The organism is Cellulomonas oligotrophica (genome assembly GCF_013409875.1).
Lineage (GTDB): Bacteria > Actinomycetota > Actinomycetes > Actinomycetales > Cellulomonadaceae > Cellulomonas > Cellulomonas oligotrophica.
In genome coordinates this window covers 3,457,163-3,477,367 of record NZ_JACCBK010000001.1, presented here as the reverse complement: position 1 = coordinate 3,477,367, position 20,205 = coordinate 3,457,163, and the positions used below count along the sequence as shown (strand labels likewise).

The 20,205-nt window shown below is 74.9% G+C and carries 16 protein-coding genes and 1 tRNA gene; 12 read left to right on the top strand and 5 right to left on the bottom strand.

From position 1 onward, the window contains the following. Nucleotides 1-60 precede the first annotated feature (60 nt). Both lysA and argS read right to left on the bottom strand, forming a co-directional pair. Complete coding sequence (lysA, locus tag BKA21_RS15845; protein WP_140459909.1) at nt 61-1,473, bottom strand: diaminopimelate decarboxylase; 1,413 nt, start codon at nt 1,471-1,473, stop codon at nt 61-63. Beyond that, nucleotides 1,470-3,149 carry an arginine--tRNA ligase gene (gene argS, locus BKA21_RS15840; RefSeq protein WP_170209075.1) on the bottom strand — a complete coding sequence of 560 codons (1,680 nt, stop codon included), beginning with the start codon at nt 3,147-3,149 and terminating at the stop codon, nt 1,470-1,472. Before argS ends, lysA begins: the two co-directional genes overlap by 4 nt. A 213-nt stretch (nt 3,150-3,362) precedes the next feature. Here argS and BKA21_RS15835 point away from each other — a divergent pair, with 213 nt between their 5' ends. From BKA21_RS15835 to BKA21_RS15805, 7 genes are all read left to right on the top strand, one after another. Continuing rightward, the gene (locus BKA21_RS15835) at nt 3,363-4,013 is read left to right on the top strand and encodes a FadR/GntR family transcriptional regulator (protein WP_140459907.1); all 651 of its coding nucleotides are present in this window, start codon (nt 3,363-3,365) and stop codon (nt 4,011-4,013) included. Nucleotides 4,014-4,114: 101 nt separating this feature from the next. Beyond that, nucleotides 4,115-4,187 (top strand) — tRNA-Arg (locus tag BKA21_RS15830). A gap of 251 nt (nt 4,188-4,438) precedes the next feature. Further along, on the top strand, nt 4,439-5,869 hold the full coding sequence (locus BKA21_RS15825; protein WP_140459906.1) for a cellulose binding domain-containing protein: 1,431 nt from the start codon (nt 4,439-4,441) through the stop codon (nt 5,867-5,869). Between the two features lie 387 nt (nt 5,870-6,256). Beyond that, nucleotides 6,257-8,998, top strand: a complete 2,742-nt coding sequence (adhE, locus tag BKA21_RS15820; protein WP_308439095.1) for a bifunctional acetaldehyde-CoA/alcohol dehydrogenase — start codon at nt 6,257-6,259, stop codon at nt 8,996-8,998. Between the two features lie 289 nt (nt 8,999-9,287). Further along, the gene (locus tag BKA21_RS15815; RefSeq protein WP_140459905.1) at nt 9,288-9,854 is read left to right on the top strand and encodes a hypothetical protein; all 567 of its coding nucleotides are present in this window, start codon (nt 9,288-9,290) and stop codon (nt 9,852-9,854) included. 121 nt (nt 9,855-9,975) lie between these two features. After that, nucleotides 9,976-10,104, top strand: coding sequence for a molybdopterin oxidoreductase (locus BKA21_RS15810; RefSeq protein ID WP_140459904.1), 129 nt, complete (start codon nt 9,976-9,978; stop codon nt 10,102-10,104). Nucleotides 10,105-10,193: 89 nt separating this feature from the next. Next, nucleotides 10,194-11,411, top strand: a complete 1,218-nt coding sequence (locus BKA21_RS15805) for a pyridoxal phosphate-dependent aminotransferase (RefSeq protein WP_140459903.1) — start codon at nt 10,194-10,196, stop codon at nt 11,409-11,411. A 13-nt stretch (nt 11,412-11,424) separates the two neighbouring features. Here the strand turns inward: BKA21_RS15805 and BKA21_RS15800 are convergent, their stop codons facing one another. Next, nucleotides 11,425-12,732, bottom strand: coding sequence for a multidrug effflux MFS transporter (locus BKA21_RS15800; protein ID WP_170209074.1), 1,308 nt, complete (start codon nt 12,730-12,732; stop codon nt 11,425-11,427). Nucleotides 12,733-12,862: 130 nt separating this feature from the next. Between BKA21_RS15800 and BKA21_RS15795 the strand changes: the two genes are divergently transcribed. Beyond that, the gene (locus BKA21_RS15795) at nt 12,863-13,630 is read left to right on the top strand and encodes an SOS response-associated peptidase (protein WP_140459901.1); all 768 of its coding nucleotides are present in this window, start codon (nt 12,863-12,865) and stop codon (nt 13,628-13,630) included. A 32-nt stretch (nt 13,631-13,662) separates the two neighbouring features. Here the strand turns inward: BKA21_RS15795 and BKA21_RS15790 are convergent, their stop codons facing one another. Both BKA21_RS15790 and BKA21_RS15785 read right to left on the bottom strand, forming a co-directional pair. Next, the gene (locus BKA21_RS15790) at nt 13,663-14,835 is read right to left on the bottom strand and encodes an adenylate/guanylate cyclase domain-containing protein (RefSeq protein WP_140459900.1); all 1,173 of its coding nucleotides are present in this window, start codon (nt 14,833-14,835) and stop codon (nt 13,663-13,665) included. 25 nt (nt 14,836-14,860) lie between these two features. Continuing rightward, on the bottom strand, nt 14,861-15,769 hold the full coding sequence (locus tag BKA21_RS15785; protein WP_140459899.1) for a biotin--[acetyl-CoA-carboxylase] ligase: 909 nt from the start codon (nt 15,767-15,769) through the stop codon (nt 14,861-14,863). A 28-nt stretch (nt 15,770-15,797) separates the two neighbouring features. Between BKA21_RS15785 and BKA21_RS15780 the strand changes: the two genes are divergently transcribed. The 4 genes from BKA21_RS15780 to BKA21_RS15765 are packed head-to-tail and all read left to right on the top strand — an operon-like array spanning nt 15,798 to nt 20,152. Then, nucleotides 15,798-17,495 (top strand): acyl-CoA carboxylase subunit beta, encoded by a 1,698-nt coding sequence (locus BKA21_RS15780; RefSeq protein WP_257023432.1) that lies wholly within the window; start codon nt 15,798-15,800, stop codon nt 17,493-17,495. A gap of 34 nt (nt 17,496-17,529) precedes the next feature. Continuing rightward, nucleotides 17,530-18,162, top strand: a complete 633-nt coding sequence (locus tag BKA21_RS15775) for a hypothetical protein (RefSeq protein ID WP_308439094.1) — start codon at nt 17,530-17,532, stop codon at nt 18,160-18,162. After that, a complete protein-coding gene (locus tag BKA21_RS15770; protein WP_170209073.1) occupies nt 18,159-18,389 on the top strand; it encodes an acyl-CoA carboxylase epsilon subunit in 231 nt (76 codons plus the stop codon). Before BKA21_RS15775 ends, BKA21_RS15770 begins: the two co-directional genes overlap by 4 nt. Before the next feature lie 56 nt (nt 18,390-18,445). Beyond that, the gene (locus tag BKA21_RS15765) at nt 18,446-20,152 is read left to right on the top strand and encodes a DUF885 domain-containing protein (protein WP_218887659.1); all 1,707 of its coding nucleotides are present in this window, start codon (nt 18,446-18,448) and stop codon (nt 20,150-20,152) included. Nucleotides 20,153-20,205: the final 53 nt, after the last annotated feature.

Sequence of the window (20,205 nt, the reverse complement as noted above, 5' to 3'; positions counted from 1 at the left end):
GAGCACGTCCGGCCCGTCACGGGTCGTGACGGGCCGGGGACGGGCGGGGCGGCGCGGGCGTCAGGCGTCGCCGACGTCGAGGGCGAGGAGGTCGGCGACCGTCTCGCGGCGCACGAGGACGCGCGACGCACCCGCACGGACCGCGACGACCGGCGGCCGGGGCAGCAGGTTGTAGCTCGACGCCATCGACCGGCCGTACGCACCCGTGGCCGCCACGGCGAGCAGGTCCCCGGCGCGCACGTCGCCCGGCAGCTGCACCTCGTGCACCACCACGTCACCGCTCTCGCAGTGCTTGCCGACCACACGGGCCAGCACCGGCGCCGCGTCGGACGCCCGGCCGACCAGCTCGGCGTGGTAGCGCGCGCCGTACAGCGCGGGACGGATGTTGTCGCTCATGCCGCCGTCGACCGAGACGTACGTGCGCACGCGCCCGTCGTCCAGCCGCACCGGCTTGACCGTGCCCACCGTGTAGAGCGTCAGCCCCGCGGGGCCGACGATCGCCCGGCCCGGCTCGACCGACAGGCGCGGCAGCGGGGTGCCGAGCGCGCGGCAGGCGTCGGCGACCGCGTGCACGACCTCCTTGGCCGCGCGGTCCGGGTCGAGCGCGACCTCGCCCGGCAGGTACGCGATGCCGTAGCCGCCGCCGAGGTCGACCTCGTCGACCAGCACCCCGGTGCGCGCGGCCAGCGCGGCGCGCAGCGCGAGGACCTTCTCGGCAGCCGCGGCGAACCCGGCCGGGTCGAGGATCTGCGAGCCGATGTGCGAGTGCAGGCCGAGCAGCCGCAGCTCGGGGCGCTCCAGGACGCGCAGCAGCGCCGTGACGGCAGGGCTGTCCCCGCCGGCCGGCCCCGCGGCCAGCGAGAGCCCGAACTTCTGGTCCTCGTGCGCGGTCGCGATGAACTCGTGCCCGCCCGCGTGCACGCCCGTCGTCAGCCGGACCATGACCGGGGCGGCGTCCGTGGGCGTCCCCGCGGCGCGGCGCGCGGCCACGAGGTCCGCGAGACGGTCCACCTCGACGAGGGAGTCGACGATGATCCGCCCGACGCCCGCGTCCAGGGCCGCGTGCAGCTCGGCGTCGGACTTGTTGTTGCCGTGCAGGCCGATGTCGGCACCCGGCACGCCCCCCGCGAGGGCGACCGCGAGCTCGCCGCCGCTGGCCGTGTCGACGCGCAGCCCCTCCTCGTGCACCCAGCGGGCGACCGCGCGCGTGAGCAGCGCCTTGCCGGCGTAGTACACGTCGGCACCCGTGCCGACCTGCGCGCACGCGGCCTCGAACGCCTCCCGGAAGGCCCGGGCCCGCGCGCGCAGGTCGGCCTCGTCGAGCACGTAGGCGGGCGTGCCGTGCTCCGCCGCGAGGGTGTGCACGTCGGCGCCCGCCACGCGCACGACGCCGTCCGCGCCGCGCACGACGCCGGTGGACCACGGCACCCCGGCCGGGACGCCCGCGGCGTGCCCGGCCGGCGCGTCGGTCACTTGCGGTCGGGCGCCGTGACGCCCAGCAGGCCGAGCCCGTTGGCGAGCACCTGCCGCGTCGCGTCGTTGAGCCACAGGCGCGTGCGGTGCACGTCCGTGACCTCCTCGTCGCCGAACGGGGTGACCCGGCGCTGGTCGTACCACTTGTGGTACGCGCCGGCGAGCTCCTCGAGGTAGCGGGCCACGCGGTGCGGCTCGCGCAGGTCGGCTGCCTGGGCGACGACGCGCGGGAAGTCCGCGATCTGCCCGAGCAGCACGGCCTCGGACGGGTGGTCGAGCAGCGAGCCGTCGAACCCGTCCTCGCGGCGCACGCCCGCCTCGCCCGCGTTGCGGGCCACCGACACCGTGCGCGCGTGCGCGTACTGCACGTAGTGCACGGGGTTCTCGTTCGAGGCCCGCGTCAGGAGGTCGAGGTCGAGGTCGATGGCCTGGTCGCTGGACGAGCGCGCGAGGGCGTACCGCGCGGCGTCGACGCCGATCGCGTCGACCAGGTCGACGATCGTCAGGACCGTCCCGGCACGCTTCGACATCCGGACGGGCTGACCGTCCTTGAGCAGGTTGACCATCTGCCCGATGAGGAGCTCGAGGTTCACGTGCGGGGTGTCGCCGAACGCCGCGCAGACGGCCATCATGCGGCCGACGTACCCGTGGTGGTCCGAGCCGAGCATGATGACGACGCGGTCGAACCCGCGCTCGCGCTTGTCGAGGTAGTAGGCGATGTCGCCGGCGATGTACGCGGCCTGCCCGTCGGACTTGATGACGACGCGGTCCTTGTCGTCGCCGAAGTCGGTGGTCCGCAACCACGTCGCGCCGTCGGCCTCGAACATGTGCCCGGACTCGCGCAGCCGGGCCACGGCCCGGTCGACGGCACCGGACTCGTGCAGCGAGTCCTCGTGGAAGTACACGTCGAACTCGACGCCGAAGTCGCGCAGCGACGCCTTGATCTCGGCGAACATCAGGTCGACGCCCCGCACGCGGAACGCCTCGGTGGCCTCCGCCGTGCCCAGCGTGCGCGGGTCGGGCTCGCCCGCGGCGATCGCGTCGGCGACGACCTGCTCGGCGATCTCGGCGATGTACTCCCCGCCGTAGCCGTCCTCCGGGGCCTCCTGGCCGAGGGCGCGGGCCAGCAGCGAGCGCGCGAACCGGTCGATCTGCGCGCCGTGGTCGTTGAAGTAGTACTCGCGGGTGACCTGCGCGCCGGACGCCTCGAGCACGCGGGCCAGGGAGTCCCCGACCGCGGCCCAGCGCACGCCGCCGATGTGGATGGGCCCCGTCGGGTTCGCCGAGACGAACTCGAGGTTGACCTTGACGCCCGCGAACGTCTCGTTGCGGCCGTACGCCTCGCGCTGCTCGACGACCGTGCGGGCCAGCTCGCCGGCGGCCGACGCCTCGAGGCGGATGTTGAGGAAGCCGGGGCCGGCCACGTCGACGGCCGCGACGCCGGGCACGTCCGCGAGCCGGCGCGCGAGCTCCTCGGCGAAGGCGCGCGGGTTGGTGCCGGCCTTCTTGGCCAGCTGCATCGCCACGTTCGTCGCCCAGTCGCCGTGGTCGCGCTGACGGGGTCGCTCGATGTGCACGCGGGCCGGGACGGCGGCCGGGTCGAGGGCGAACGTGCCGTCGTCGACGGCGTGCACGAGAGCGCCCCGCAGGGCGTCGGCGAGCTGGTCGGGAGTCACGGGCCGATCGTACCGAGCGCGACCGCCCTCTCCGGGCCGCGTCCCGCGGCGTGACGACGCGCCGGTGCCCGACAGGCGTCCAGGTCTGGCCCGAAGGGCGTCGGTACGTGTTGACTGCACCGGACGCGCACCGCGCGGCGGGCGACGACGCCGGCCGCGCACCCGCGCCCCCGCCCGCACGCCCCGCAGCACGCCCCAGGAGGACCGCACCCGATGGCGAGACGCACCGGCCTGATCGACGTCGCCGTCGAGGCGCTGCGCGCCCGCATCTCGTCCGGGGAGTGGCCCGTCGGGTCCCGCATCCCGCCCGAGCCCGCGCTCGTCGAGCTGCTGGGGGTCGGCCGCAACACCGTCCGCGAGGCCGTGCAGTCCCTCGTGCACGCCGGGCTGCTGGAGCGCCGGCAGGGGTCGGGCACGTACGTGCTGTCCGCGTCGGAGATGGCCGTGTCCATGGGCCGGCAGATCGCCGACGCCCGCCAGCGCGACGTCGTCGAGGTGCGCCGCGCCCTGGAGATGGAGGCCGCCCGGCTGGCCGCGCGCCGCCGGACGTCGACGGACGTGGCCGAGCTGCTCGCGCACCGCGACGCCCGCGCCGAGGCGTACCGCCGCAACGACCTCGACGCCATGGTCAGCACCGACCTCACGCTGCACCGGGCCGTCGTGCGGACCGCGGCCAACCCGGTGCTGCGGTCGATGTACGAGAACCTGCTCGACGCGATCGGCGAGAACATCCGCTTCAACTTCGTCACCGACGTGCACGCCCACGACCAGCACGACGGCCTCGTCGACGCGATCGTCTCGGGCGACGCCCAGCGCGCGGCGCACGAGACGGGCCTGTACCTGTCGGCGCTCCTGGACGACTGAGGACCGGGCACGCCGCACGACGCACGGCACGGGTGCGGGCCGAGGCGTCGCCCGCCCGCGGGGCTGGTAGTCTCGGGCATCGCGTCCCCCGGGACGCCCGCGCGCCCGTAGCTCAGCGGATAGAGCGTCTGCCTCCGGAGCAGAAGGTCGAAGGTTCGAATCCTTTCGGGCGCACCGATCGAACGGCCCACGGCCCGGCCCCTCAGGGGACCGGGCCTTCGTCGTCCCCGGGCCTTCGTCGTCGCCGGGCCTTCGTCGTCCCCCGGCACCGTCGCGGGCCCGCCGCCGAGCCCCGGCGCCTCACCCGGCCCGCCCGTGAGAATCGTTTCATCCAGGCCCCGCACCCCTCGCCGGGTGGCTAGCGTGCCGAGCGCGCCCGACCGTCCCGGGACGCACGTCCGCTGCCGCACGTCGTCAGGAGCGCCATGCCCTCCCCCACCCCCGCCACCGACCGGCCGCGCCGGGCCCGCACCGCGCGCCTCGCCGCCGGTGCCGCCGCCGTCGCGCTGCTCGCCGGTGCGCTCGTCGCGTCCCCGGCCGGGCCCGCCCAGGCCGCCGGGTGCACCGCCACGTACACCGTCGCCGCGTCGTGGGGCTCCGGCTTCACGGGGAACCTGGCGTTCACGGTGGACGCCCCCGTCGACGGGTGGGAGGTGAGCTGGGACTTCGCGGCCGGCGAGTACCTGCTGCAGGGCTGGCACGCCGACACCACCACGACCGGCACCACGGTCACGGCGCGCAACCCCGCCTGGAAGCGCACGCTGGCGCGGGGCGAGACCTGGACGGTCGGGTTCAACGCGACGCACACGGGTCGCACGCCGGTGCCGAGCGCCGTGCGGGTCAACGGGGTGGCGTGCACGCTGCCCGGCGCGTCGTCGCCGAGCGCGACGCCCACGCCGTCCGCCACACCCACGCGCACGGCGACCCCCACGCCGACGCCCACGCCCACCCGCACGGCGACGCCCACCCCGACGCCGACGCGCACCGCGACACCCGCACCCACACCCACACCCACGCGGACCCCTGCACCGACCCCCACGCCGACGCGCACGTCCACGCCGACGCCCACGCCCACCCCGACGCCGAGCGCGACCTCGGCTCCGGCCACGTGGAACCCGCCCGCGTCCCTGGCGCCGGCGCTCGCCGAGGTCTGGACCCACCAGGAGCAGACCTACAACAACGGCAACCTCTACGCGTTCAGGAACTACGGCTGGGACCAGGTGATCGCCAACGGCGGGTACCTCAACGTGTGCGTGCGCTGGGACTCGACCAAGCCGGTGAGCGCGGCGCTGCGCGACAAGATCGAGCGCGTCTACGCCGAGCAGTACCAGGCGTGGTTCGACCACCTGCTCGACGCCGACGGGACGACGTGGAACGGCTGGCCGTACCGCGAGGTCGACGTCAAGGTCGTCGGCTGGGCGGTGCGCGACCGGTCGCTGCTGCAGTGGGACGACGCGGCGATGCCCGTGTACGTCAACGACATCCGTGAGGACGCCCCGCAGTGCCCCGAGGACCTCGGGCGGTTCTTCCACCAGGACGGCCGGTACCCGGGCGGCGAGGAGCTGCACTACGACCAGTCGCTGTGGCTGACCGACGGGTTCGGCGGCGGCGCCGGCGGCGACTGGGGCCAGCGCATGGGCACCGAGTACTTCCTCGGGGCGATCGACAGCCCGTCGATCACGATCCTGCAGCACGAGATGGGCCACACGTTCGGGCTCGACGACTTCTACGACTGGACGCCGACGGGGGTCTCGAAGTTCGTCATGCGCGCCGGGTCCTCGGCGTCGATCACGGAGTTCGACGGCTGGATGCTGCGTGACTGGTGGCGCCACCTCAAGCCCCGCTACGGGCTGTGACCTGATCCGGCCGGACCACCCGACGGGCCGCCCCGCGCACCTCGCGCAGGGCGGCCCGTCGCCGTCTCGCCCTGCCCCGCCCGACCCCGTCCTCCCTGACGCCCCTCGCCTGCCGACCCCGTCATCGGTGCCGGCGCTCCACCCGGACGCGCGACCGATGACGGGGTCGGCGGGAGGGTCCGGGGGGGGTGACGCGGGGCGGGGGGGCGGGGGTGGTGGAGTAGGACGGACGTCCCGCTGCGGGCCCGACGGGGGGCGCCGGGAGACGCCCGTCACAGCCCTCAGGACTTTCATCCCACGTTTCTGGGACCCCCTGTTCCTAGCGTCGGTACCAGCGACGGACGACTCCAGCGTCCGCCCCCCACCACCGCTACCAGGGGAGTCCTCGTGACCGAGACCACCAGCAAGAAGAGCCCCCGCGCGAAGGCGGCACCTGCCGCGCAGGAGGCTCCCGCCGGCACCGCGCTGGGCGTGGCAGAGCCCGACGCCGTCGCGGCCGCCATCGACCAGCTCGTCGCCAACGCCACCAAGGCGCTCGCCGAGTTCGAGAAGATGACGCAGGACGACGTCGACCGCTTCGTCAAGAAGGGTGCGGTCGCCGCCCTCGACCAGCACGGCCAGCTCGCCAAGCTCGCGGTCGAGGAGACCGGCCGCGGCGTCTTCGAGGACAAGGCCGTCAAGAACATCTTCGCGTGCGAGCACGTGACGAACTCGATGGCGAACCTCAAGACCGTGGGCGTGGTCAACGTCGACGAGATCAACGGCATCACCGAGATCGCCGAGCCCGTCGGCGTCATCGCGGGCATCACCCCGGTGACCAACCCGACGTCGACCGCGATCTTCAAGTCGCTCATCTCGCTCAAGACGCGCAACCCGATCATCTTCGCGTTCCACCCGAGCGCGCAGCAGTCCTCGATCGCGGCGGCCCGCGTGGTCCGCGACGCGGCCGTGGCCGCCGGTGCGCCCGAGCACTGCGTGCAGTGGGTCGAGGCCCCGTCGCTGGCGGCGACGAGCGCCCTCATGAACCACCCCGGCGTCGCGACCATCCTCGCCACGGGCGGCAACGCCATGGTCAAGGCCGCGTACTCCTGCGGCAAGCCGGCGCTCGGCGTCGGAGCGGGCAACGTCCCGGCGTACGTCGAGAAGACCGCCAAGCTCGCCCGGGCGATCAACGACATCGTCCTGTCGAAGGCCTTCGACAACGGCGTCATCTGCGCCTCCGAGCAGGCCGCGATCCTCGACACCGAGATCTACGACGCCGCGATGGCCGAGTTCACCAAGCTGCACGCCTACCGCACCACCCCCGCGGAGAAGGCCCAGCTCGAGCAGTTCATCTTCGGCGTCGAGGCCGGCGGCGAGAACTGCGCCGGCGCCAAGCTCAACCCCACGGTCGTCGGCAAGTCGCCGGTGTGGATCGCCCAGCAGGCGGGCTTCACGGTCCCCGCGGACACGTCGATCATCCTCGCCGAGGTCTCCGAGGTCGGCCCGTCCGAGCCGCTGACGCGTGAGAAGCTCTGCCCCGTCCTGGCGGTGCTGCGCGCCTCCTCGACCGAGGAGGGCATCTCCCTGGCCGAGCAGATGGTGGAGTTCGACGGCCTCGGCCACTCGGCCGCCATCCACACGCAGGACGAGGCGCTGACCGTCGAGTACGGCAAGCGCGTCAAGGCGATCCGCGTGATCTGCAACGCGCCCTCGTCGCTCGGCGGCATCGGCGACATCTACAACGCGTTCATCCCGTCGCTGACGCTGGGCTGCGGCTCCTACGGCCACAACTCCGTGTCGAACAACGTCTCGGCGATCAACCTCGTCAACATCAAGCGCGTGGGCCGGAGGAACAACAACTTGCAGTGGTTCAAGGTCCCCGCCAAGACGTACTTCGAGCCGAACGCGATCCGCTACCTCGCGGACATGCCCGACGTCGAGCGCGTCACGATCGTCACCGACGCCACGATGACCACCCTCGGCTTCGTCGACAAGGTCATCGACGTGCTCAACCGCCGCGGCAACCGCGTCGCGCTGCAGATCATCGACCAGGTCGAGCCCGAGCCCTCGGTCAAGACCGTCCAGGCCGGTGCCGCGCAGATGCGCCACTTCCGCCCCGACACGATCATCGCGCTGGGCGGCGGCTCGCCGATGGACGCCGCGAAGGTCATGTGGCTGCTGTACGAGCACCCCGAGATCGTCTTCTCCGACCTCAAGCAGAAGTTCTTCGACGTGCGCAAGCGTGCGTTCAAGTTCCCGACGCTGGGCGACCTGGCCAAGCTCGTGTGCATCCCGACCACCTCGGGCACCGGCGCCGAGGTCACGCCGTTCGCGGTCATCTCGGACCCCGACGCGGGCAAGAAGTACCCGCTGGCGGACTACGCGCTGACCCCGACCGTCGCGATCATCGACCCCGTCCTGACGTCCAAGATGCCGCGCTCGCTGGCCGCCGACTCGGGCTTCGACGCCCTGACGCACGCCACCGAGGCGTTCGTGTCGGTCTACGCCAACGACTTCACCGACGGCATGGCGCTGCAGGCCATCCGCCTGATCTTCGACAACCTGTCGCAGTCGGTGAACGGTGAGCCCACGGACCCGGCGACCAAGGACGCCCGCGAGAAGATGCACAACGCGGGCACGATCGCCGGCATGGCCTTCGGGAACGCGTTCCTGGGGATCGTGCACGCGATGGCCCACGTGATCGGCTCCACGTACCACCTGGTGCACGGCCGCACGAACGCCACGCTGCTCCCGCACGTGATCCGCTACAACGGCACCGTCCCGACCAAGCTCACGAGCTGGCCGAAGTACGAGTCCTACGTGGCCCCCGAGCGGTTCCAGCAGATCGCGCAGATGCTCGGCCTGCCGGCGGCCACCCCGGCCGAGGGCGTCGAGTCCTACGCGCAGGCCGTGGAGTCGCTGCGGGCGAAGGTCGGCATCCCGTCGTCCTTCCAGGCGCAGGGCGTCGACGAGCAGGAGTTCATGACGCGCCTCGACGAGGTCGCGATGGGCGCCTACGAGGACCAGTGCGCACCGGCGAACCCGCGCATGCCGATGATCGCCGACATGAAGGACCTCATGACCGCGGCCTACTACGGAACGTCGCTGGAGGACGTCCGGGGCCGCCGCGAGCAGACGGAGGGCTGACCGACTCCCCGACGGTCGCCCTGCTCCGCCCCACGGAGCGCTGGAACCGTCCTGCTCGCAGACGACGCCCCCGTCCGGCCCGCCACCGGACGGGGGCGTCGCCCGTCTCGCCCCCGCCCGGTCCCGGACCGGACGGGGGCGACGTGCGTCCCACCCCTGCGACCTGCGCAGATGAGAGGTCGATGAGCCGCTCGGGCGACCTGGACGGGCGCACGGCAGACTGGGCGCCCGACGCGCCGACCGGCGCGCACCCGGCCCCGCACGCCGGGGCGACGACCAGGAGGACCTCGTGGCCGCCACCGCAGCACCCGTGACGCACCCCCGTTCCCGCGCCGCCCGCCCCCGCACCGCACGCACCCTCGGTGCCGCCGCGGCGACGGCCGCCCTGCTCGTCGGCCTGACCGCGTGCACGGACGGCGACGTGCAGCAGGCCGCCGACGAGGTCGCCTCCGCCGCGCAGGGCGCCGCCGACGAGCTCACGGAGGCCGGCGACGCGATCCAGGGTGCGCTCGCCGACGCGGACGCCCGCGCCCAGGCCGCCGGCGACCTCGTGGCCGACGCCCGGGCCCAGCTCGAGTCGCTGGACGCCGACGCGCGCGCCCAGGTCGACGAGGCCCTGACCTCCTCGGAGCAGGCCGTCGACGAGGCGACCGCGGCGCTGGAGCAGGTCCGCGACCAGGGCGCCGCGGCGTCGCAGGAGGCGCTCGCCGAGGCACAGCAGAAGGTCGCCGACGCCGAGGCCGAGCTGGAGTCCGCGCAGGCCGCGGCCGGCTCGGAGGCCGGCGGCGCGCTGACGTCGCTGGGCGAGGAGCTCGCGGGCCTCGGGGCCGACCTGGAGCAGGCCGCGCAGGGCTGACGACCTCGTCGGGCCCGCCCCCGACCCGGGCGCACCCGGGCAGGGTCGGGCGTCCGGGTGAACTTGGACGTCCACCCTGCGCGCCGGTGCGTTCGACGCCGGACCTGCCGATCTTCGAGGTATGACCTCACGAGAGCCGACGCGCGAGCTGCGACGACACCACGCCGAGTGGTGGGTCGTCGCGGCGTGGTCGTCGCTCGTGCTCCTCGTGGTCAGCGGGCTGCTCGCCGCCGCAGGCGTCGCGCACTGAACCGGGTCCCGACGGCAGACAACCCCCCTGGTCTGCCGTCGGGCACCCACCCCTCCCAGGGGCGTGCGGCCCCTGCGTATCCTCGGCCCGTGAGCAGCACCCCCCGGTGGCAGCAGGTCGCGGCCGCGTCCGGCCTCCTCGACGCCGACGGCCGCGTCCGCGCCACGGTCTTCGCCGAGATGTCCGCGCTCGCCACGCGCACCGGCGCGCTGAACCTCGGGCAGGGCTTCCCCGACGTGGACGGTCCGCCGTCCGTCGCACGCGCCGCGGCCGACGCGATCCTCGCCGGCACCAACCAGTACCCGCCCGGGCCCGGGACGCCCGCGCTGCGCGAGGCCGTCGCCGCGCACCAGGAGGCGCGGTACGGGATCCGCGTCGACCCCGACCGCGAGGTCCTGGTCACGACCGGGGCGACGGAGGCGCTCGCGGCGGCCGTCCTCGCTCTCGTCGGCCCCGGCGACGAGGTGCTCACGCTCGAGCCGTTCTACGACTCGTACGCCGCGGTCGTCGCCCTGGCCGGCGCCCGCCACACCACGGCGCCGCTGCGCGCGGCACCGGACGGCTTCCGCCTCGACGTCGAGGCCCTGGAGCGGGCCGTGACACCGGCGACGCGGATGGTCCTGCTGAACTCCCCGCACAACCCGACCGGTGCGGTGCTGGACGCCGACGAGCTCGCCGCCGTCGCCCGGGTCGCGGTCGCGCACGACCTGCTCGTGGTCACCGACGAGGTCTACGAGCACCTCGTCTACGGGGTGCGGCACGTGCCGATCGCCACGCTGCCGGGCATGGCCGGGCGGACCCTGACCGTCTCGTCGAGCGGCAAGACGTTCTCGTTCACGGGCTGGAAGATCGGCTGGGTGACCGGGCCCGAGGAGCTCGTCACCGCGGTGCGCACCGTGAAGCAGTTCCTCACGTACGTCTCGGGCGCCCCGTTCCAGCCCGCGGTGGCGGGCGCCCTGACCGACCCCGCCGCCCTGGCGTGGGTCGACGGGCTCGTCGCGTCGCTGGCTGCGCGGCGCGACCTGCTGTGCGCGGGCCTGACGGCCGCGGGGTTCGACGTGGTGCGCCCGGACGGCACGTACTTCGTGCTGGCCGACGCCCGGCCGCTGGGGTTCGACGACGGGGCCGCTCTCGCGCGCGAGCTCCCGGCGCGCGCGGGCGTCGTGGGGGTCCCGGTGTCCGCGTTCACGCACGACGGCTCGGACGCCGGCCGGGCGCTGCGGTCGTTCGTACGGTTCACGTTCGTCAAGCGCCAGGACGTGCTGGAGCAGGCGGTCGAGCGGCTCGCGGCGCTGCGACCACGCTGACGGACGGCTCCCGTCAGAGCCGGGTCCAGGCGCCCCCGCGACGGAACGCGGGTGTGGCCAGGGCGAGCACGAGCAGCCCCACGACGCCGGCGGCGAACATCACCACCGCCATCGCGACCGCGTCGCCGCCGAGCAGGCCCGAGACCGGGCTGACCACGCCGGCGACCCCGGCCTGCAACGAGCCGATGAACGCCGCGGCCGTCCCGGCGACCGCCCCGTGGCGGCTGAGCGCGACCGCGGAGGCGTTGGGCGGCGCCAGGTTCACCAGGGTGAGGACGAGCCACAGCACCGCGAGCAGCCCCCACATCCCGCCGGCCCCGGTGAGCGCGACGACCAGCAGCACGCCGGTGAGAACGACGGTGACCACCTGCGCGACCCGCAGGATCCGGATGGGCGCGACCCGTCGCACGAGCGCGGCGTTGACCTGCGCCCCGAGCACGAGCCCGACGCCGTTGACCGCGAAGACGATCGCGAACTCCTGCTCGCTGAGGCCGTAGCCCTCGCGCAGCACGAAGGGCGAGGCGACGACGTAGCTCATGAGGACGGCCATCGCCAGGCCCGGCATGACGGCCAGCGCGACGAAGTGCCGGTCGCGCAGCAGCGCGGCGTACCCCGCGAGCGCGGTGCGCACCCCGCCGGGGCGGCGGCGCTCGGGCGGCAGGGTCTCGGGCATCTTGAGCAGCACGAGCACCCACAGGGCGACGCCGAAGACGGCGAGGGCGACGAAGACGGCGCGCCAGCCGGCCTGCCCGGCGATCAGCCCGCCGACGGACGGGGCGAAGAGGGGCGCGACGCCGATGACGAGCATGAGGCGCGACATGAGACGGGACGCGTCGGAGCCCACGAACCGGTCGCGGATCAGCGCCATGGCCACGACCGTGGCGGACGCGTTGAAGAAGCCCTGGGCCACGCGCAGCGCGATCAGGGGGCCGATGGCGCCGACCAGCGCGCACAGCAGCGAGGTGACGACGTGCAGAGCCACGCCGACGAGCACGGGCCGGCGACGGCCGAACCGGTCGGACAGCGGGCCGATCACGAGCTGGCCGACGGCGCCGCCCACGAGCATGCCCGTCATGGTGAGCTGCGCGGCGGTGGCCGACGTGCCGAGGTCCGCGGCGACCTCGGGCAGCGACGGCAGGTAGATGTCGGTGGACACCGCGGGCAGGGCCGCCATCGTGCCGAGCAGCAGGACGTACCGGGCGTCGGGGCGGTAGGTGGCGCGGGGTGCGTCCGCGGGGGTCGAGGGGGGCGTCACGGAGGCGGCGGCCGGGTCGACGGCCGTCGGTTCGGGGCGTGCGGCGGGGGGTGGTGCGCTCGTCATCCCCGCCATCGTCGCACCGCCGCCGACGGCCCCGCGAATCGATTCGACGTGCCGCCCGTCACGATGGGCCCCGGTCCCGCCGGTCCCGCCCGCAGGGTGGCGCGTGGGTGCGCCGTGAGAGCGTGGCGCCATGTGCGGTCGCTACGCGTCGTTCCGGGAGGACCAGGCCCTCGCCGACGAGTTCGCCGTCGCCGTGGTCGCGGACGACGTGCGGCTGCTGCCGCCGTCGTGGAACGTGGCACCGACCGACGGCGTGCGGATCGTCGTCGAGCGCGCCGACCAGGCGACCGGGGAGATCACGCGGCAGCTGCGCGTGGCCCGGTGGGGCCTGGTGCCGTCGTGGGCGAAGGACCCGTCGGTGGGGGCCCGGATGATCAACGCCCGCGTCGAGACGCTGGCGCAGAAGCCGGCGTTCGCCCGCCCCCTGGCGACGCGGCGGGCCCTGCTGCCGGCGGACGGCTACTACGAGTGGCAGGCCGCTCCCCCGCCGGCGACGGGCGGGAAGGGCCGCACGCCGAAGCAGCCGTTCTTCCTCTCGCCCGCGGACGGCTCGGTCGCGGCGCTCGCCGGGCTGTACGAGTTCTGGCGCGACCCGTCCAAGGACGACGACGACCCGGCGCGCTGGCTCGTGTCGGCGACGGTCGTGACCCGCGCGGCGACGGGCCCGCTCGCCGCGATCCACGACCGCCGTCCCGTGCTGCTGCCGCACGACGTGCACGACGCGTGGCTCGACCCGGCGACCGGTGCGGACGCGGCCCGGGCGATCCTCGACGTCCCACCCCCCGCACTCGTGGCCACGCCCGTCTCGACCCGCGTCAACGCGGTCGCGAACGACGGCCCCGAGCTGCTCGACCGGGTCGAGCCCGCTCCCTGGGCGTACGGCGCCGCCGGAGGCTGACCTCCGACGGGCCGGGGCCCGTCACCGACGTCTCAGCGGCCGCCGGCCAGCGGGGGGCGCAGGGACCAGGTCAGGCCCTCGAGCTCGTGGGGCACGCCCGGGGCGCGCTCGAGGCGGTAGGGCTCGAGGCGTCCGACGCCGGCGAGGTCGCGCTCGCCCTGCGCGGTCAGGGTGAAGCGCGGGTCGTGCGCGAGCACCTGCGCCGTCGCGGGGTCGGTGAGCACCGAGCTCGGCTCGGCGGTGTCCGTCAGACGCGCGGCGACGTTGACGCTGGGGCCGAACACGTCGCCGAACCGGGACAGCACGCGCCCCCACACCAGCCCGACGCGCACGGGGGTGACCCCGCGGGCACCCTCGACGAGGCCGCCGGGTGCGCTCTCGGCCTCGAGGTCGATGGAGCCGCCGAACGCGTCGGCGAGGCCGACGGCGATGAGCGCACCGGTCGCGGCGTCGTCGGCGATGAACAGCACGGCGTCGCCGATGGTCTTCACGACACGACCGCCGAGCCCGGCGACGACGTCGCGGGCCGCGGCCTCGAAGCGCTGCACGAAGTCCGACAGGTCCGTGGACCCGAGGCCGGCGGTGCGGCGCGTGAACGAGACCATGTCGGCGAACCCGACGGCGCGGGCCAGGGGAAGGCGCGCGGGGTCGCTCGCGGTGCCCCGCACGTCGCCGAACTCGGCGCCGTAGCGGGCGGCGATCGACGCGAGCTGACGCCGCCAGGAGTGCACGAGCTGGGCCTCGAGCACGGGGGCGAGCTCCTCGAGCCGGTCGAGGACGAGCAGCCGGGCGGTGGTGTCGTCGAGCTCGTAGCGCACCGCCATGTCCTCGACGAGGGCCTCGACCTGCCACAGGGCGAGGCGGTCGGAGGTGTGCCCGAGGGCACGGGTCAGGCTGACGACCGTGCCCAGGTCGAGGCCGTGCTCGCGCGACAGGTCGACGGACCGGGCGAAGGCGTGCGCGTCGGCCTCGGTGAAGTTGCGGACGTCGGGGTCGACGGCCGGCAGCCCGAGGGTGCGCCAGTAGAGCAGGACGCGGTCGACCTCGACGCCGTGCCGGGCGGCCACGTCGCGCGCGGTGAGCGTGCGCGGGCCCCCGAGCAGCGCGGTGTCGAGGTCGTCCTGCGTGCCGGACGCCGGGGCGCCGGACGCGTCGGCGGCACCGGTCCCGGGCCGACCGAGGGGCTCGTCGTCGCTTCCAGGCACGGCGGCAGGGTAGTCGACGTCCCGCTCAGGCACCCGGGACCTGCTTGTCGCGCAAGGGCTCGTCCCGGGCCTGCGGCGGGGCGGAGCGCACGTGCCGGACGTCGCCGGCGTGCACGGTGCGCACCGTGCCGTCGACCTCGACCTCGAGGGCGCCGTCGTCGGCCAGCCCGCGCGCCGTCCCGGTCAGCGTGGAGCCGTCCGGGAGCTCGACGTCGACCTCGCGGCCGAGCGTCGCGCACACGGCGGCGACGTCGTCGGCGAGGCCCGAGCCGACGGCGTCGCCCTCGGCCTGGGCCCAGCGGCGCGAGACGTCGTCGAGCGCGGAGACGAGGGCGACCAGCACCGTGGTCCGGTCGACGTCGTGGGCGCCCGCGAGCGCGAGCGACGTGGCGGTGGGCACGGGCAGCTCGTCGGCGCGCTGGTCGACGTTGACGCCGATCCCGACGGCCACGGCGGGACCGTCGGCGTCGACGGCCTCGGCGAGGATCCCGGCGACCTTGCGCGCGGTGCCCCAGCCGGGCAGGTCCGGCGCCCCGGGGCCGAGGTCGACGAGGACGTCGTTGGGCCACTTGAGCACGGCGGGCACGCCGGCGGTGGCCCTCAGGGCCCGGACGGCCCCGAGCCCGGCGAGCAGCGGGAGCCAGCCGAAGGTGGCCGGCGCTGAGCGGGGGCGGGCGACGAACGTGCAGGTCAGCGCGGCCCGGGGCGGGGTGCTCCAGCCGCGGCCCGCCCGCCCGCGGCCGGCGGTCTGGTGCTCGGCGACCAGCACCGACCCGTGCGGCCAGCCCGCGGGGTCGGCGCGCAGGGCGGCCACGACGTCGGCGTTGGTCGAGGGGGTCGCGTCGACCACGTCGAGCCGGGCGAGAGGCCCGGCGGGTGCGAGCAGCATCGCCCGCAGCGCCGCGACCTCCAGGGGCGCTCGCTCGCTCGTCATCCGGCCATCATCCCCCGGGGCTTGTCGGATGCCCACACCCCCGGCCGGGCAACACGGTCCGGGGTGTGCACGCGGGCGGGGGCGGGTGACGTCTAGCCTCGGTCGGGTGACCCCGACCGACCCCGTGCCCCCGACCTCCGCGCCGCAGGCCGTCGCGCGCACGACCGCCGCACGGCTGGCGGACCTGCACGCACGCCGCGCGGCCGCCGTGGACGCCGCCGAGGAGGTGGCCGCGGCCAAGCAGCACGCGCGCGGCAAGAAGACCGCGCGCGAGCGGATCGACCAGCTCCTCGACCCGGGCTCGTTCACGGAGGTCGACGCGTTCGTCCAGCACCGCTCGACGAACTTCGGGCTGGAGAAGAAGCGGGTCGCGGGCGACGGCGTCGTCGTCGGGCACGGCACGGTCGACGGCCGGCCGGTGGCGGTGCACGCGCAGGACTTCACGGTCTTCGGGGGCAGCCTGGGCGAGGTGCACGGGCAGAAGATCGCCAAGGTCATGGACCTGGCGCTGCGCACGGGCGTGCCGCTCGTGGGGATCAGCGACGGCGGCGGCGCGCGCATCCAGGAGGGTGTCGCGGGGCTGACGCAGTTCGCGGAGATCTTCCGCCGCAACGTGGCCGCGTCGGGCGTGATCCCCCAGATCAGCCTGATCCTCGGGCCGTCGGCGGGCGGCGCGGTGTACTCCCCCGCGCTGACGGACTTCATCGTCATGGCCGACGGCACGTCGAACATGTTCATCACGGGCCCGGACGTGATCCGCACGGTCACCGGCGAGGACGTGGGCTTCGAGGAGCTCGGCGGGGCGACGACGCACAGCACCCGCTCGGGCGTCGCGCACTACATGGCCAGCGACGAGGACGACGCGATCGACTGGGTGCGCACGCTGCTGGCGTACCTGCCGTCGAACAACATGGCCGAGCCGCCGTCGTACCACCACGACGTCGAGCCGGAGGTCACCGAGGACGACCTGGTGCTGGACACGCTGGTGCCGGACTCGGACAACCAGCCGTACGACATGCACACGGTGCTGGAGCAGGTGCTCGACGACGGGAGCCTGCTGGAGGTGCAGGCGCTGTACGCGCAGAACGTCGTCGTCGGGTTCGGGCACGTCGAGGGCCACCCGGTGGGCGTGGTCGCGAACCAGCCGACGCACATGGCGGGCACGCTCGACATCAACGCGGCCGAGAAGGCGGCGCGGTTCGTGCGCACGTGCGACGCGTTCGGCATCCCCGTGCTGACGTTCGTCGACGTGCCGGGGTTCCTGCCGGGCACGGACCAGGAGTGGAACGGCATCATCCGGCGCGGTGCCAAGCTCATCTACGCGTACGCCGAGGCCACGGTCCCGCTGGTCACGGTGATCACGCGCAAGGCGTACGGCGGTGCGTACATCGTCATGGGCTCCAAGCAGCTGGGGGCCGACGTGAACCTGGCGTGGCCGACCGCGCAGATCGCGGTGATGGGTGCCGGCGGCGCGGTGAACATCCTGCAGCGCGGGGCGCTCAAGGCCGTCGCGGAGGCCGGCGGCGACGTCGAGGCCGAGCGCGCACGCCTGACCGCGGAGTACGAGGACGCGATCGTGCACCCGTGGGAGGCTGCCGAGCGCGGGTACGTGGACGCGGTGATCGCCCCGTCCGAGACGCGCGTGCAGATCGTGCGGGCGCTGCGGCTGCTGCGCACCAAGCGTGCGGCGCTGCCACCGAAGAAGCACGGGAACATCCCGCTGTGACCCCGGGCGGCCCGACGTCGGGCAGGCTGGGCGGGTGCCCGGCGACGGGCACGACCGGCACGACCGGCACGACCAGGACGAGCACGCGCGGGTCCCGCGCGACGAGGACGGTGGCACGGTGAGCGAGCACGAGCACGACCCCGACGAGCACGACCCCGCCTCGCACGGGCGCGACCCGCTGACCGGTGTCGACGCGGGCGAGCTGCACGCGGCGGTCGACGAGCTGGCCGCGACGCTGCACGCGTACGTCGAGACGGCCGTGGGGGTGCGGGCGGAGTTCTCGGCGACGGAGTCCGACGAGGACCCGCGGGTGCTGGCCATCGAGCAGCGCGTCGGTGCGCTCAACGCCCAGCTGTACGACCTGCTGCACGCGCGGCTGGGGCTGCACGCGGACCTCACGGGCATGACGTGGGACGACCGGGAGGACGAGGACCACGCCCCGGCCGGGCCGGGCGAGCGGGACACGTTCCACCTGGGCTTCGTCGTCGAGCTGCCCGCCACGGTCACGGACCTCACGCTCGACGCGGTGCTCGACCTCGTCGACGACGGCGGCGGTGCCATCACCGAGCGTCTCGCGGGGCTGGGCTACGTGGTCGGCGAGTGGAGCGCAGCCCGGGGCGGCCCGGTCATGCTCGACGGCGAGGACGACGACGAGGACGAGGCGTGAGCGACGAGCAGCCGCACGTGCACGTGGTGCGCGGGGCGCCGGACGACGTCGAGCTCGCGGCGCTCGTCGCCGGCCTCGTCGCTGCCTCGCACGGACGCACCCCGGCCGAGGACGACGGGCCTCCGGACCGCTCGGCCCGGGCCCGCTGGGTCGCGCCCGGCCGCCTGCGGGGCACCGCGCCGCTGCCCCGCGGCAGGGACGCGTGGCGCTGGTCGCTGCACCCCTGACGGTGCGGCGGGGTGCCCAGGGCGGCGGCCGGGTCCCGGTGCGCGCCGAGTAGGGTCTGCCGGTGACCATCCTCCCCTCCACCCCCGTGCGGCAGGCCACGCCGGTCGACGCCGTCGCCGACGCGCACGTCGCCGCCGCTGCCCGCCTCAACCCCGTCGAGGCCACCCACGCCGGCGTGCCCGGGCACGACCGCGAGCTGCCCGACCACTCCCCCGACGGCTGGGCCGCCCGCGACGACCAGCGCCGCTCGACCCTCCTGGCACTGGAGGGTCTGAGCCCGGCGGACGAGGTCGACGAGGTCACGCTCGCGGCGATGCGGTTCGCGCTGCGCACCGAGATCGACCTGCACGCGGCCGGCGAGGACGAGCGCCGGCTGAACAACATCTCCTCCCCGTCGCAGCAGGTCGCGTCGGTGTTCGACCTGATGCCGACGGCGACGGTGCAGGACTGGGACGACATCGCCGCACGCCTGCGCGCGGTGCCGGCGTCGCTGGGCGGCTACGTGACGTCGCTGCGGGAGTCCGCCGCGCACGGCCGCACCGCCGCGGTGCGCCAGGTGCACGCGGTCGCGGAGCAGGCGCGCGAGCTGGCCGACCCGCAGGCGTCCGCGTTCACGCGCCTCGTGGCGGGCAGCACGGGCGTGGTGGGCGACGACGGCGCGCTGCGTGCCGACCTGGACCGGGCCGTGGCGGGGGCGCGCGAGGCGTACGGCGAGCTCGCCCGGTTCCTCGAGCAGGAGCTCGCCCCGCAGGCACCGGTCGAGGACGCCGTCGGCCGGGACCGGTACACGCTGTGGTCCCGGCACTTCCTCGGGGCAGGCGTCGACCTCGACGAGACGTACGCGTGGGGCCTGGCCGAGCTGGAGCGCGTCGTGGCCGAGCAGCGCGAGCTCGCCGCGCAGATCGCCGGCCCGGGGGCGAGCGTCGCCGACGCCGTGGCCGCGCTCGACGCGGACCCGGCGCGACGCCTGACGGGGACCGCGGCGCTGCAGGCGTGGATGCAGGCGACGTCGGACGAGGCCGTCGCGGTCCTCGACGGCACGCACTTCGAGATCCCCGAGCCCGTGCGCACCCTGGAGTGCCGGATCGCCCCGTCGAGCTCGGGCGCGATCTACTACACGGGCCCGTCGGACGACTTCAGCCGCCCGGGCCGCATGTGGTGGTCGGTGCCGGCGGACGTGACGGAGTTCAGCACGTGGCGCGAGCGCACGACCGTCTACCACGAGGGCGTCCCGGGCCACCACCTGCAGATCGCCCAGGCGGTGCACGAGCGGGCGACGCTGAACTCGTGGCGCCGGCTGGGGGCGTGGACGTCGGGGCACGGCGAGGGCTGGGCGCTGTACGCCGAGCGCCTCATGGCCGACCTCGGGTTCCTCGACGACCCGGGCGACCGGCTCGGCATGCTCGACGGGCAGGCGCTGCGCGCGGCCCGCGTGGTGTTCGACCTCGGCATCCACCTGGGCCTGCCCGCACCGGCGGCGTGGGGCGGGACGTGGACGCCGGACACCGGCTGGGACTTCCTGCGGGCGCACGTGAACATGGCGGAGTCGTTCGTGCGGTTCGAGCACACCCGGTACCTGGGCTGGCCCGGGCAGGCACCGTCGTACAAGGTCGGGCAGCGCCTGTGGGAGCAGGCCCGCGACGCCGCGGCCGCGTCGGCGGCGGCGTCCGGGCAGCCGTTCGACCTGCGGGACTTCCACGCCCGCGCGCTGCGGCTGGGGTCGGTGCCGCTCGAGGTGCTGCCCTCCGCGCTGGGCGTCTGACGACGACGGCCCGGCACCTGCGCGGGTGCCGGGCCGTCCTGCGTCGGGGACGC